This window comes from Streptomyces sp. NPDC005402, assembly GCF_040606575.1.
Taxonomy (GTDB): Bacteria; Actinomycetota; Actinomycetes; order Streptomycetales; family Streptomycetaceae; genus Streptomyces.
The window spans coordinates 87,857-100,698 of the sequence record NZ_JBEXFB010000012.1; the positions used below are offsets into that span (position 1 = coordinate 87,857).

At 69.5% G+C, this 12,842-nt stretch carries 12 protein-coding genes; 6 read left to right on the forward strand and 6 right to left on the reverse strand.

The features are described 5' to 3' along the window. Positions 1 to 2: 2 nt before the first annotated feature. Both tal and tkt read right to left on the reverse strand, forming a co-directional pair. Positions 3 to 1,121 carry a transaldolase gene (tal, locus tag ABZT02_RS23790; RefSeq protein WP_356020325.1) on the reverse strand — a complete coding sequence of 373 codons (1,119 nt, stop codon included), beginning with the start codon at positions 1,119 to 1,121 and terminating at the stop codon, positions 3 to 5. 33 nt (positions 1,122 to 1,154) lie between these two features. Further along, positions 1,155 to 3,242 carry a transketolase gene (gene tkt / locus ABZT02_RS23795; protein ID WP_356020327.1) on the reverse strand — a complete coding sequence of 696 codons (2,088 nt, stop codon included), beginning with the start codon at positions 3,240 to 3,242 and terminating at the stop codon, positions 1,155 to 1,157. A gap of 355 nt (positions 3,243 to 3,597) precedes the next feature. Here tkt and ABZT02_RS23800 point away from each other — a divergent pair, with 355 nt between their 5' ends. From ABZT02_RS23800 to ABZT02_RS23815, 4 genes are all read left to right on the forward strand, one after another. Continuing rightward, positions 3,598 to 4,551 carry a heme o synthase gene (locus ABZT02_RS23800; RefSeq protein WP_356020330.1) on the forward strand — a complete coding sequence of 318 codons (954 nt, stop codon included), beginning with the start codon at positions 3,598 to 3,600 and terminating at the stop codon, positions 4,549 to 4,551. Positions 4,552 to 4,595: 44 nt separating this feature from the next. Further along, positions 4,596 to 4,928, forward strand: coding sequence for a hypothetical protein (locus ABZT02_RS23805; RefSeq protein ID WP_356020332.1), 333 nt, complete (start codon positions 4,596 to 4,598; stop codon positions 4,926 to 4,928). Between the two features lie 104 nt (positions 4,929 to 5,032). Next, the gene (locus ABZT02_RS23810) at positions 5,033 to 6,139 is read left to right on the forward strand and encodes an amidohydrolase family protein (RefSeq protein ID WP_356020334.1); all 1,107 of its coding nucleotides are present in this window, start codon (positions 5,033 to 5,035) and stop codon (positions 6,137 to 6,139) included. A gap of 18 nt (positions 6,140 to 6,157) precedes the next feature. Next, positions 6,158 to 6,874 (forward strand): nucleotidyltransferase domain-containing protein, encoded by a 717-nt coding sequence (locus ABZT02_RS23815; protein WP_356020336.1) that lies wholly within the window; start codon positions 6,158 to 6,160, stop codon positions 6,872 to 6,874. Here the strand turns inward: ABZT02_RS23815 and ABZT02_RS23820 are convergent. The 4 genes from ABZT02_RS23820 to ABZT02_RS23835 are packed head-to-tail and all read right to left on the reverse strand — an operon-like array spanning position 6,829 to position 10,484. Next, positions 6,829 to 7,851, reverse strand: coding sequence for a COX15/CtaA family protein (locus ABZT02_RS23820; RefSeq protein ID WP_356020338.1), 1,023 nt, complete (start codon positions 7,849 to 7,851; stop codon positions 6,829 to 6,831). The genes ABZT02_RS23815 and ABZT02_RS23820 overlap by 46 nt on opposite strands. Before the next feature lie 50 nt (positions 7,852 to 7,901). Further along, complete coding sequence (locus ABZT02_RS23825) at positions 7,902 to 8,657, reverse strand: ABC transporter permease (RefSeq protein WP_356020727.1); 756 nt, start codon at positions 8,655 to 8,657, stop codon at positions 7,902 to 7,904. A gap of 11 nt (positions 8,658 to 8,668) precedes the next feature. Further along, on the reverse strand, positions 8,669 to 9,592 hold the full coding sequence (locus tag ABZT02_RS23830; RefSeq protein WP_356020341.1) for an ABC transporter ATP-binding protein: 924 nt from the start codon (positions 9,590 to 9,592) through the stop codon (positions 8,669 to 8,671). 10 nt (positions 9,593 to 9,602) lie between these two features. Further along, positions 9,603 to 10,484 (reverse strand): AAC(3) family N-acetyltransferase, encoded by an 882-nt coding sequence (locus ABZT02_RS23835; protein ID WP_356020343.1) that lies wholly within the window; start codon positions 10,482 to 10,484, stop codon positions 9,603 to 9,605. A gap of 161 nt (positions 10,485 to 10,645) precedes the next feature. On the opposite strand from ABZT02_RS23835, the gene ABZT02_RS23840 reads away from it, so the two are divergent. Both ABZT02_RS23840 and sufB read left to right on the forward strand, forming a co-directional pair. Continuing rightward, positions 10,646 to 11,389 (forward strand): metalloregulator ArsR/SmtB family transcription factor, encoded by a 744-nt coding sequence (locus tag ABZT02_RS23840; protein WP_356020345.1) that lies wholly within the window; start codon positions 10,646 to 10,648, stop codon positions 11,387 to 11,389. Further along, positions 11,386 to 12,807: a Fe-S cluster assembly protein SufB gene (sufB, locus tag ABZT02_RS23845; protein WP_125190079.1), complete on the forward strand. Its 1,422-nt coding sequence runs from the start codon at positions 11,386 to 11,388 to the stop codon at positions 12,805 to 12,807. The genes ABZT02_RS23840 and sufB overlap by 4 nt, the downstream gene beginning before the upstream one ends. Positions 12,808 to 12,842: the final 35 nt, after the last annotated feature.

The window sequence follows — 12,842 nt, forward strand, 5'->3', positions numbered from 1 at the left end:
TTTCAGCCCTCCGAGGGGGCGAGGCGCTGAAGCTCCGCCTCGGTCGACTTGAGCAGGTCGTTCCAGGCCGCCTCGAACTTCTCGACGCCCTCGTCCTCCAGCAGCTGCACGACCTCGTCGTACGAGATCCCGAGCTTCTCGACCGCGTCGAGGTCGGCGCGCGCCTGCTCGTAGGTGCCCGAGACGGCGTCGCCGCGGATCTCACCCTGCTCCTCGGTGGCGAACAGCGTCGCCTCCGGCATGGTGTTCACCGTGTTCGGCGCGACCAGTTCCTCGACGTACATGGTCTTCTTGTACGCAGGGTCCTTGACGCCGGTCGAGGCCCACAGCGGACGCTGCTTGTTCGCGCCGGCGTTCTCCAGCTTCGCCCAGCGCTCGCCCGAGAAGACCTCCTCGTACGCCTGGTAGGCGAGGCGGGCGTTGGCCACGCCGGCCTTGCCGCGGGCGGCCTTGGCCTCGTCGGTGCCGAGCGCGTCGATGCGCTTGTCGATCTCGGTGTCCACGCGGGACACGAAGAAGGACGCCACGGAGTGGATCTTCGACAGGTCCAGACCCCGCTCCTTGGCCTTCTCCAGGCCGGCCAGGAAGGCGTCCATGACCAGGCGGTAGCGCTCCAGCGAGAAAATCAGCGTGACGTTGACGCTGATCCCGAGGCCGATGACCTCGGTGATCGCCGGGATGCCCGCCTGGGTGGCGGGAATCTTGATGAGGGTGTTGGGGCGGTCGACGAGCCAGGCGAGCTGCTTGGCCTCGGCGACGGTCGCCTTGAGGTTGTGCGCCAGGCGCGGGTCGACCTCGATCGACACCCGGCCGTCCTGGCCGCCCGTCGCGTCGAAGACCGGGCGCAGGATGTCGGCGGCGTCCCGGACGTCCGCCGTCGTGATCATGCGGAGGGCCTCTTCGACGGACACCTTGCGGAACGCCAGGTCCGACAGCTGCTGGTCGTAGCCGTCGCCCTCGGAGATCGCCTTCTGGAAGATCGACGGGTTGGTGGTGACGCCCACGACGTGCTGCTGGTCGATCAGCTCGGCGAGGTTGCCGGACGTGATCCGCTTGCGCGACAGGTCGTCCAGCCAGATCGCCACGCCTTCCTCGGAGAGGCGCTTGAGTGCGTCTGTCATGGAATTACATCTCCTACGTGTCGTATGTGAGCGTCAGCGCTGGGCGGCGGCGAGAGATTCCCGCGCCTTGGTGGCCACGTTCTCGGCAGTGAAGCCGAATTCCTGGAAGAGGACCTTGCCGTCCGCCGAAGCACCGAAGTGCTCCAGGGAAACGATGCGACCGGCGTCCCCGACGTACTTGTGCCAGGTGAGACCGATACCCGCCTCGACCGCGACACGAGCCCTCACGGCCGGAGGCAGGACGCTGTCCCGGTACCCCTGGTCCTGCTCCTCGAACCACTCCACGCACGGCATGGAGACGACGCGCGTCGGCACGCCGTCGGCCTGGAGCTGCTCACGCGCCTCGACGGCCACGTGCACCTCGGAACCAGTGGCGATCAGGATGACCTGCGGGTCACCGCCCTCGGCCTCGAACAGGACGTAACCGCCCTTGACCGCGTCCTCATTGGGCTCGTACGTCGGCACGCCCTGACGGGTCAGCGCCAGGCCGTGCGGGGCGCCCTTGCCGAACTCCTTCGTCCAGCGCCCCAGGATCTCGCGCCAGGCGGTCGCCGTCTCGTTGGCGTCCGCCGGGCGGACCACGTTCAGGCCGGGGATCGCGCGCAGCGAGGCGATGTGCTCGACCGGCTGGTGGGTCGGGCCGTCCTCGCCGAGGCCGATGGAGTCGTGCGTCCACACGTACGTCACCGGCAGGTGCATCAACGCCGAGAGCCGGACGGCGTTGCGCATGTAGTCGGAGAAGACGAGGAACGTACCGCCGTAGACACGGGTGTTGCCGTGCAGCGCGATGCCGTTCATCTCCGCGGCCATGGAGTGCTCGCGGATGCCGAAGTGGATCGTGCGGCCGTACGGGTCCGCCTCCGGCAGCGGGTTGTCCGCCGGGAGGAACGAACTGTTCTTGTCGATCGTCGTGTTGTTCGAGCCGGCGAGGTCGGCGGAGCCGCCCCACAGCTCGGGGATCACGGCGCCGAGGGCCTGGAGCACCTTGCCGGACGCGGCACGCGTGGCGACGCCCTTGCCGGGCTCGAAGACCGGGATCGCCGACTCCCAGCCCTTGGGCAGCTCACCCGCGGCCACGCGCTCGAACTCGGCCGCGCGCTCGGGGTTGTTGCTGCGCCACTCCTGGAAGGACTTCTCCCACTCGGCCCGGGCCTCGCGGCCCCGCTCCAGCGCCCCGCGGGTGTGCTCGATGACCTCGTCGGAGACCTCGAAGGACTGCTCCGGGTCGAAGCCCAGCACCCGCTTGGTCGCCGCGACCTCGTCGTCGCCGAGCGCCGAGCCGTGGGCGGCCTCGGTGTTCTGGGCGTTCGGGGCGGGCCAGGCGATGATCGAGCGCATCGCGATGAAGGACGGCCGGTCGGTGACCGCCTTGGCCTTCTGGATCGCCTCGAAGATCGCGACCGGGTCGAGGTCACCGTTGGCCTGCGGTGCGACACGCTGCACGTGCCAGCCGTACGCCTCGTACCGCTTGACGGTGTCCTCGGAGACGGCCGTCTCGGTGTCGCCCTCGATCGAGATGTGGTTGTCGTCCCACAGCAGGATCAGGTTGCCGAGCTTCTGGTGGCCGGCCATCGAGGACGCCTCGGCGGAGATGCCCTCCTGGAGGCAGCCGTCACCGGCGATGGCGAACACGAAGTGGTCGAAGGGCGAGGTGCCCTCCGGGGCCTCCGGGTCGAACAGACCGCGCTCGTAGCGGGCCGCCATGGCCATGCCGACCGCGTTGGCGACACCCTGGCCGAGCGGTCCTGTGGTGGTCTCGACGCCCTTGGTGTGGCCGTACTCCGGGTGACCCGGGGTCTTCGAGCCCCAGGTGCGGAACGCCTTGAGGTCGTCCAGCTCCAGGCCGAACCCGGCCAGGTACAGCTGGGTGTAGAGGGTCAGGGACGAGTGGCCGGCGGACAGCACGAAGCGGTCGCGTCCAACCCAGTCGGGGTCGGCCGGGTCGTGCCGCATCACCTTCTGGAAGAGGGTGTAGGCGGCGGGAGCCAGGCTCATCGCCGTACCGGGATGGCCGTTACCGACCTTCTGTACGGCGTCGGCGGCCAGGACGCGGGCGGTGTCGACGGCCCGCTGGTCCAACTCGGTCCACTCGAGGTCTGTGGTGGTCGGCTTGGTGCTCACCCTGGGTCAGGGCTCCTCTCCACATGTCACGCATGTCGAAAATGCCGGTGCACGGGACGCCCGGCCGTTGTCGAGCCTACCCCCGCAAGTACGTGCGTTTTTTCGAGTCATTCCAGACTGCCGGGCCGTGCGGAGATCCGCCTCCCGACTGGGCGGCAGCGCACTTGGCAACTGAATACGCAGCCGCTCGTCCGAGTGCTCAACCGAGTGGGACCGAGCTCTTCCGGGGGCCTCCTCGGACACGACCCGACCCCCGCGAATGTCGGGGTATGGGCAACGTCTACAGTGGCGTGGTACGCGCGAGCCTTTACCGGGACTTCACACGGGCGAGGCTTGCTGGGATGTCTCTGTAGGGGTGTGCGTGACGGCCGTCGAATCCCGTCCAGCCGGAGTGCTGGGGGAGAGCAAGAGCTCGAGCCACCGGCCGTTCGGGGCCCGTGTCAAGGCATTCGTGGCGCTGACCAAGCCCCGCATCATCGAGCTGCTGCTGATCACCACCGTTCCGGTGATGTTCCTGGCGCAGCAGGGCGTGCCGGACTTGAAGCTGGTCCTGCTCACCTGTGTCGGCGGCTATCTGTCGGCGGGCGGCGCCAACGCGCTCAACATGTACATCGACCGTGACATCGACGCGCTCATGGACCGCACCTCACAGCGGCCCCTGGTCACCGGCATGGTGTCGCCGCGCGAGTGCCTGGCCTTCGGCATCACGCTGGCGGTCGTCTCGACGCTGCTGTTCGGCCTCACCGTCAACTGGCTGTCCGCCTGGCTGTCGCTCGGCGCGCTCCTTTTCTACGTCGTCGTCTACACGATGATCCTCAAGCGCCGTACCTCGCAGAACATCGTGTGGGGCGGCATCGCCGGCTGCCTCCCGGTCCTGATCGGCTGGTCGTCGGTCACGAACTCCATGGCGTGGGCGCCGGTCATCCTCTTCCTCGTCATGTTCTTCTGGACGCCGCCGCACTACTGGCCGCTGTCCATGAAGGTCCGTGAGGACTACGCGCGCGTGGGCGTGCCGATGCTGCCGGTCGTCGCCTCCAACAAGGTGGTCGCCAAGCAGATCGTGCTCTACAGCTGGGTGATGGTCGTGGTGTCGCTGCTGCTGCAGCCGCTCGGCTACACCGGCTGGTTCTACACGACGGTCGCGCTGCTCGCGGGCGGCTTCTGGCTGTGGGAGGCGCACGGCCTGCAGAACCGCGCCAAGGCCGAGGTGACGGGCGTGAAACTCAAGGAGATGCGACTGTTCCACTGGTCGATCACCTATGTGTCGATCCTCTTCCTCGCGGTGGCGGTCGACCCCTTCCTGAGGTAAGGGTCACGTCGCCGTCCCCAGTACTCGTCGGTAGCATCCTGGTCATGGCAGACACGCAGCAGGTTGACGCGAAGGCCGAGCGCAAGGTCGCCCGGATCGCCAAGCAGATCAGCGCCTTCTCCAAGGAGCACGGCGGCGCCGAGGGCCAGCTGGCCCACATCGGCGAGCGCGGCACCCGGATCGTCCTCGTCGGCGAGGACGGCGGCTGGGGCGACCTGGTGGCCCCCTCGTACGAGATCGCCGAGAAGGCCGTCGAGAAGTCCGGCATCACGGTCCACGAGGAGTTCGACGGCGAGTTCGCCGCGAAGGTGAGGACAGGGCCGTACGAGTGGAGCCGGATGGCGGGCATCCAGGTCGGCGGCCCCTCGAACGGCTGAGATCGCCCGGCGTTTCGCACGGGGTGTGTGACAGCAACACCTGATGACCGGTTCACCCGTTAGGACCTGTGAGCAACGACACGGTCCAAGTACGGGGAGCCCGGATGATCGAAACGCCGTCCCTCGTGGACCAGTACTGCCACGGCGTACTGAGGACGGAGCTGGGTCTCGGCACCTTCGAGGCCCAGCTGGCCCGCACTGAGGGCCCGCCCGCCCCGGGGACCACACTGTTCGACACCCAGACGGGTTTCGCCGTACGACGCTGGTGCCCGCCCCTGCTCGGCCTGGAACCGCACTGTCCGCCCGCCCGCTATCTGGCCCGGCGCCGTGAGCTGGGCGTGCTGGAAGCGGGCCGCAGGCTGCTGCGCGGCAGCGGAATCACGACCTATCTGGTCGACACCGGACTGCCCGGCGACCTCACCGGGCCCACCGAACTGGCCTCCGCCGCTGCCGCCGAGGCGCGCGAGATCGTGCGCCTGGAACTCCTCGCCGAACAGGTCGCCGACACCTCCGGCACCGTCGAGTCCTTCCTCGCCAACCTCGCCGAGTCGGTGCACGGAGCCGCCGCGAACGCGGTCGCCTTCACATCGGTGGCGGGCGTACGGCACGGACTGGCGCTCGCGCCCGAACCGCCGGGGCCGGGAGAGGTGCGGGGCGCGGCGGGCCGGTGGCTGGCGCGCCGCCGGGTGGGCGGCGAACTGTCCGATCCCGTGCTCCTACGACACCTGCTGTGGATCGCGGCCGCCTCGGGCCTGCCCCTCCAACTCCACGCCGGGCTCGGTGAACCGGGCCTGCGCATCGACCGCACCGACCCCGTCCTGCTCACCGACTTCGTCCGGGCCACCGCGGGTCTCGGCACCGACCTCGTCCTGCTGCACAGCTACCCCTACCACCGGCACGCCGCCCATCTCGCCGGCGTCTTCCCGCACGTCTACGCCGACGCCGGAGCCGCTCTCGTCCGCACCGGCGCCCGCGCGGCGACCGTCCTCGCCGAGATCCTGGAACTCGCTCCCTTCGGCAAGATCGTCTTCTCCAGCGGGGCCCACAGCCTGCCCGAACTGCACGTGGTGGGCGCGCGTCTGTTCCGCGAGGCGCTGGGCCGGGTGCTGGGCGCCTGGGTCACCGAGGGAGCCTGGTCGCCGGCGGACGCGCAGCGGGTGGCGGGGCTGATCGCGGCGGGGAACGCGCGCAGGGTGTACGGGCTGGAGTGAGCTGTACAGGATGGGCCCATGCAGACCGACGTCTTACTGGACCGCTTCCTCGCCGCACTGACCCCGCTCGATCCCGTCGCCGTATGGGCCCACGGTTCACTGGCCGGCGGCGACTACCAGGAGGGCCGCAGCGACCTGGACCTGATCGCCGTACTCCCCTCGATCACGCCCCGTACGGTGTGGCGGCTGGCGAAGCTGCACGCGCGGCTGCGGGCCGAGCCGTTGTCCGGGCAGCTGCACTGCACCTACCTGACGCCGTCGGCCGACATGGACGGCCGGCACCTCACCTGGGCGCACGAGGAGCTGTTCAAACGGCCTGTCACCGCGGTGACCCGACGCGAACTGCACGCCTTCGGGCGGGTGCTGCACGGGAAGCCGCCCGCGGAACTGCTGCCGCCGGTGCCGGACCGTGAGCTCACCGACTTCGTCGTCCGCGACCAGCGTGACTTCTGGCGCCCGGCCGTGGACAACGCCCCGCTGTGGAGCCGGGACGTGTGGGTCGACCTGGGGCTGCTGACCTTCGCCCGCGCGAGCGTGACCCTGCGGGAGGGCCGACTGATCTCGAAGTGCGAGGCACTGGAACTGCTGCCCGGTCTCGGGGCGCCCGTGGCGGTCGTCGAGGACATCCGGGCGCGCCGCTACGGTGACGCCGTGGCCACCGTCGAGGACAGGGCGGCGCTGACCCGGAGTTACCTGGGCCCGGCGATCGACGAGCTGGTGGCGGCGTACGGCTGAGCGGGCACCTCGGGCACCTCGCCCTCCGGCCGCTCCCGCAGGGCCAGCAGGACGCGCAGGACCCCGATCCACACCAGGGCCGAGCCGAGCATGTGCAGGCCGACCAGGAACTCGGGCAGGTCGGTGAAGTACTGGACGTAGCCGATGACGCCCTGGGAGAGGAGGACCAGGAACAGGTCGCGGGTGCGGTGCAGGGGGCCCTTGGGGGCGTCGACCGCCTTGAGGATGAACCACAGGGCGAAGGTCAGCGACACGACGATCCAGGCCAGGACCGCGTGCACCTTGCTCACGGTCTCCCAGTCCAGCGGCATCCGCTCGACCTCGCTGGAGTCACCGGCGTGCGGTCCGGCGCCGGTCACCACGGTGCCGACGAGGATCAGCAGGGCGGCGGCCGCGACCATGAACCACACCAGCTGCTGCACGGGCTTGCCGACCAGCGGGCGCGGTGCCGTGTCGCCTTCGCGGGTGCGCTGCCACATCACCGCGGCGACCGTGATCAGGGCCGTCGTCGCCACGAAGTGGGCCGCGACCGTGTACGGGTTCAGCCCCACGAGGACGACGATGCCGCCGAGGATCGCGTTGCTCATCACGATCCAGAACTGCGCCCAGCCCAGCCGGGTCAGGCTGCGCCGGTACGGCTTCTCGGAGCGCGCGGCGATGATCGCCCACCCGACGGCGGCGCACAGCACGTACGTCAGCATCCGGTTGCCGAACTCAATGGCTCCGTGGAAGCCCATCGCGCTGGTCGCGGTCAGGGAGTCGTCCGTGCACTTGGGCCAGGTAGGGCACCCGAGTCCCGACCCGGTCAGCCGCACCGCCCCGCCGGTGACCACGATGACCACCGCCATGACGAGCGCGGAGAGAGCCGCCCTCTGAACCGTCCGGGGGGTCGGGGTCCAGCGTGCGGCGATGAAGGCGAGCGGGTTGCGGACGGCCGCTACGGCGTCGGCGCGGGTCAGGTTCGGCACGCCTTCCATCGTAGGGGGCCGCTTGTGCACGCGTTCACGAGGGCCCCCTCCTCCCACGCCTACTCCCAGCGGAAGAAGCGTCCCGCCACGGCCAGACCCACCACGGCCCACACCGCGAGGATCCCCAGGTCGCCCCACGGCATCCCGGCCCCGTGCTGCAACACGTCCCGCAGGCCGTCCGACAGGGCCGTGATGGGCAACAGGCTCAGTACGTCCTGAGTGCTCTGCGAGAACCGGTCCAGGGGGACGATGACTCCGCCGCTGACCAGGAGGAGCAGGAAGACGAGGTTGGCCGCGGCCAGGGTGGCTTCCGCCTTCAGGGTGCCGGCCATCAGGAGGCCGAGGCCCGAGAAGGCAGCCGTGCCGAGGAGCAGGAGCAGGAGGACGGCGAAGGGGTTGCCGTGCGGGGACCAGCCCAGCGCGAAGGCGATCACCGTCAGGAGGATCACCTGGAGGATCTCCGTCACCAGCACCGAGGCCGTCTTCGCCGTCATCAGGGCCCAGCGGGGGAGCGGGGAGGAGGCGAGGCGCTTCAGTACGCCGTAGCGGCGTTCGAAGCCGGTCGCGATCGCCTGGCCCGTGAAGGCCGTCGACATGACCGCGAGGGCCAGGACGCCGGGGGCGAGGAAGTCCACCGCCTTGCCCTCGCCGGTGTCGATGATGTCCACCGAGCTGAACAGGACCAGCACGAGGGTCGGGATCACCACCGTCAGCAACAGCTGCTCGCCGTTGCGCAGGAGCATCTTCGTCTCCAGCACCGCCTGGGCCGCGATCATGCGTCCCAGGGGCGCCGCGCCCGGCTTCGGGGTGTACATACCGGTGGCCGTCACGAGCGGAGCTCCTTGCCCGTCAGTTCCAGGAACACGTCTTCCAGGGTGTGCCGTTCCACCGAGATCTTCTCCGGCATCACGCCGTGCTGGGCGCACCAGGACGTCACCGTCGCCAGCAGTTGCGGGTTGACCTTGCCGACCACCCGGTAGGAGCCGGGGGTCAGTTCGGCGGCCGTGCAGTCGGCGGGGAGGGCTTTCAGGAGGGAGCCCACGTCGAGTCCGGGGCGGCCCGTGAAGCGCAGGGTGTTCTCCGCGCCGCCCCGGCACAGCTCCTCCGGGGTGCCCTGGGCGATGACCCGGCCGCCGTCGATGATCGCCACGTCGTCGGCGAGCTGTTCGGCCTCGTCCATGTAGTGCGTGGTCAGGACGACCGAGACACCGTCCGCGCGCAGGTCGCGGACCAGGTCCCAGGTCGCGCGGCGGGCCTGCGGGTCGAGCCCCGCGGTCGGCTCGTCCAGGAACACCAGTTCCGGGCGGCCCACCACGGCCATGGCGAGCGCCAGGCGCTGCTGCTGGCCGCCCGACAGCCTGCGGTACGTCGTCCTGCCGCAGCTCTCCAGGCCCAGGCGCTCGATCAGCGCGTCCACGTCGAGCGGGTGCGCGTGCAGTTTCGCCATGTGCCGCAGCATCTCGTCGGCCCGGGCACCCGAGTACACGCCCCCGGACTGGAGCATCACGCCGATCCTCGGGTGCAGCTCACGGGCCTGCCGCACCGGGTCGAGGCCCAGGACCCGCACCGTGCCGGAGTCCGGCTTCCGGTATCCCTCGCAGGTCTCCACCGTCGTCGTCTTGCCGGCGCCGTTGGGTCCGAGTACGGCGGTCACACCCGCCCGGGTCACCAGGTCGAGGCCGTCCACGGCGGTCTTGGTGCCGTACCGCTTCACCAGGGCGTGGACCTGGACCACGGGCTCACTTCGCATGGGCCCGAGTCTAGGTACGCCGCGCGCGCCGCAGACGGGCGGGTGCAGGATCTCCACCCGCATCTCCGTGCGTGTCCCCACCCAGCGCGTTCAGGGGCGTGTCCTCCCGAGACCGGTGCAGTGAGAGCCACCGCTCCGCGTACCGCACCGCGTCCGCCACCGGGAACAGCCGTACGTCGGCCGCGCCCGCCTTTCCCCGTACGACCACACCGCTGTCCCGCTCGAAGTCGTACCCGAGTTCGTCGAAGCGGTCCGAGGTGATCGAGACCTCCGTCACCACCTCCCATCCGTCCGGTCCCGGGCGGCCGACCTTCACCAGGGGGGTCGGGACGCGGTACTCGGCGAGATGGAAGCTGGTGCAGCTGTCGTAGCCGGCGCCGAGGAGCAGCACGCGCGCGTGGAGGGCCTCGAGGCGGGCCAGCGGGCTGTGCTCGCCGAGGCGGCAGTCGGGGGCATGGCGGTCCAGCACGTCCCGCGCGCGGGGGCCGATCGCCGCGAAGGAGGTCTGCGGGTGCGCGCTGCGCAGGGCGCCGGGCCAGGTGCGGACGGTCTCCGGGATCACGCCGACCCCGCGTGAGGGCGTGACGAGGGGGTCGTAGGCGGGCATGGTCGCCCGGATCGTGTCCCACCACTCCTCGGGCACCGGCGGGTTGCTCCACACCGCCGGGTCCGAGAGGTCGCCGGTCTGGGTCGGGACCACGAGGGTGCCGTCCGGGCCGAGGGCGTCCAGGAGGCCCTGGACCACCGCGACCGGGCCTCCGCAGACCCAGCCGAGGGAACTCAGGGAGGAGTGCACGAGCAGGGTCTCGCCGCTTCTGACACCCAGCTCGCGCAGCTGCCCGGCGAGGGTGTCGCGAGTGACAAGTGGGCCGGTGGGAGGTGGTGTCGGCATGGTTCGGGAGTGTCCCTGACAGGTCCGCCGAATGCCACCGGTTTGATCGATCAAAGATCGTTTCCCCAGGTCAGGTTAGGCGGACCTAAGTGATGCAGGGCACCGTCCCCCGGACCGGACGCGGGTTGCCGGGTCCTGAGGAATTACGCAACAATGGCGTTGTGAAAAACGTCGGCGAGGTTCGGGAGACCCCCACGGGGGCCCCTCAGGAGGAACTCGCGACCGGTGAGCGGTCCACCCGCAACCGTGTCGCGCGATCCATCCTGGACCACGGCCCGTCGACCGTCACCGAGCTGGCCGGACGGCTGGGGCTCACCCCCGCGGCCGTACGACGTCATCTGGACGCGCTGGTGGCCGACGACGTCGTGGCGGCGCGGGAGCAGCGGGTGTACGGAGCGCGCACGCGCGGCCGCCCCGCCAAGGTCTTCGCGCTCACCGACTGCGGCCGGGACGCCTTCGATCAGTCGTACGACAAACTCGCCGCGGACGCCCTGCGCTGGATCCAGGAGCGCTTCGGCGGGGACGAGGCGGTCGTCGCCTTCGCACGCGCGAGGATCGCCGAGCAGGCCGAGGGATACCGTCAGGCCGTCGAGGCCGCCGCTCCCGAGGACCGCACCGAAGCCCTGGCCAAGGCCCTGAGCGCGGACGGGTACGCTGCTACGGCGCGAAGCGCACCGGTCGGCGAGCAGCTCTGCCAGCACCACTGCCCGGTGGCCCATGTCGCGGAGAAGTTCCCCCAGCTGTGCGAGGCGGAGACCGAGATCTTCTCCCAGCTGCTCGGAACACACGTCCAGCGACTGGCGACCATCGCGCACGGCGACGGCGTCTGCACGACGTTCATCCCCAAGATTTCCCACACCCCTGATATCGCATCCGCAAGCACGGCCGGGAGGAACCCCGCATGACTCTCCCCACGGAGACTGCCCACCCTGAGCTCGAGGGCCTGGGCAAGTACGAATACGGCTGGGCCGACTCCGACACGGCCGGAGCTTCCGCGCGGCGCGGTATCAACGAGGACGTCGTCCGCGACATCTCCGCGAAGAAGAACGAGCCGGAGTGGATGACCAAGCTCCGCCTCAAGGGTCTGCGCCTGTTCGACAAGAAGCCCATGCCGAACTGGGGCTCGGACCTCTCCGGCATCGACTTCGACAACATCAAGTACTTCGTGCGGTCCACGGAGAAGCAGGCGGAGTCCTGGGAGGACCTGCCCGAGGACATCAAGAACACGTACGACAAGCTCGGCATCCCCGAGGCGGAGAAGCAGCGCCTCGTCGCCGGTGTCGCGGCCCAGTACGAGTCCGAGGTCGTCTACCACCAGATCCGTGAGGACCTGGAGGAGCAGGGCGTCATCTTCCTGGACACCGACACCGCTCTGAAGGAGCACCCGGAGCTCTTCAAGGAGTACTTCGGCACCGTCATCCCGGTCGGCGACAACAAGTTCGCGTCGCTGAACACCGCGGTGTGGTCCGGCGGCTCCTTCATCTACGTGCCGAAGGGCGTGCACGTGGAGATCCCGCTCCAGGCCTACTTCCGTATCAACACGGAGAACATGGGCCAGTTCGAGCGGACGCTGATCATCGTCGACGAGGACGCCTACGTCCACTACGTCGAGGGCTGTACGGCCCCGATCTACAAGTCGGACTCCCTGCACTCCGCGGTCGTCGAGATCATCGTGAAGAAGGGTGCCCGCTGCCGTTACACGACCATCCAGAACTGGTCGAACAACGTCTACAACCTGGTCACCAAGCGCGCCGTGGCGTACGAGGGCGCGACCATGGAGTGGATCGACGGCAACATCGGCTCCAAGGTCACCATGAAGTACCCGGCCGTCTACCTGATGGGCGAGCACGCCAAGGGCGAGACCCTCTCCATCGCCTTCGCGGGCGAGGGCCAGCACCAGGACGCCGGCTCCAAGATGGTCCACATGGCGCCGAACACCTCCTCCAACATCGTGTCGAAGTCCGTGGCGCGTGGTGGCGGCCGTACGTCCTACCGCGGTCTCGTCGAGATCGGCGAGGGCGCCCACGGCTCCAAGTCGAACGTGCTGTGCGACGCGCTGCTCGTCGACACCATCTCCCGCTCCGACACGTACCCCTACGTGGACGTCCGCGAGGACGACGTGTCCATGGGCCACGAGGCGACCGTCTCCAAGGTCTCCGAGGACCAGCTCTTCTACCTGATGAGCCGTGGCCTCTCCGAGTTCGAGGCGATGGCGATGATCGTGCGCGGCTTCGTCGAGCCCATCGCGAAGGAGCTGCCCATGGAGTACGCCCTCGAACTCAACCGGCTGATCGAGCTGCAGATGGAAGGCGCGGTCGGCTGACCGTCCCTCCGGCAAGCAGCGGCACATTTCTGACG

Coding starts and splice junctions, on each gene's coding strand:
- ABZT02_RS23815 (WP_356020336.1), top strand. CDS start 6,158: ATGCAGACCGACGTCTTACTGGACCGCTTCCTCGCCGCACTGACCCCG.
- ABZT02_RS23830 (WP_356020341.1), bottom strand. CDS start 9,592: ATGCGAAGTGAGCCCGTGGTCCAGGTCCACGCCCTGGTGAAGCGGTAC.
- ABZT02_RS23835 (WP_356020343.1), bottom strand. CDS start 10,484: ATGCCGACACCACCTCCCACCGGCCCACTTGTCACTCGCGACACCCTC.
- ABZT02_RS23820 (WP_356020338.1), bottom strand. CDS start 7,851: ATGGAAGGCGTGCCGAACCTGACCCGCGCCGACGCCGTAGCGGCCGTC.
- ABZT02_RS23805 (WP_356020332.1), top strand. CDS start 4,596: ATGGCAGACACGCAGCAGGTTGACGCGAAGGCCGAGCGCAAGGTCGCC.
- tal (WP_356020325.1), bottom strand. CDS start 1,121: ATGACAGACGCACTCAAGCGCCTCTCCGAGGAAGGCGTGGCGATCTGG.
- sufB (WP_125190079.1), top strand. CDS start 11,386: ATGACTCTCCCCACGGAGACTGCCCACCCTGAGCTCGAGGGCCTGGGC.
- ABZT02_RS23825 (WP_356020727.1), bottom strand. CDS start 8,657: ATGTACACCCCGAAGCCGGGCGCGGCGCCCCTGGGACGCATGATCGCG.
- ABZT02_RS23810 (WP_356020334.1), top strand. CDS start 5,033: ATGATCGAAACGCCGTCCCTCGTGGACCAGTACTGCCACGGCGTACTG.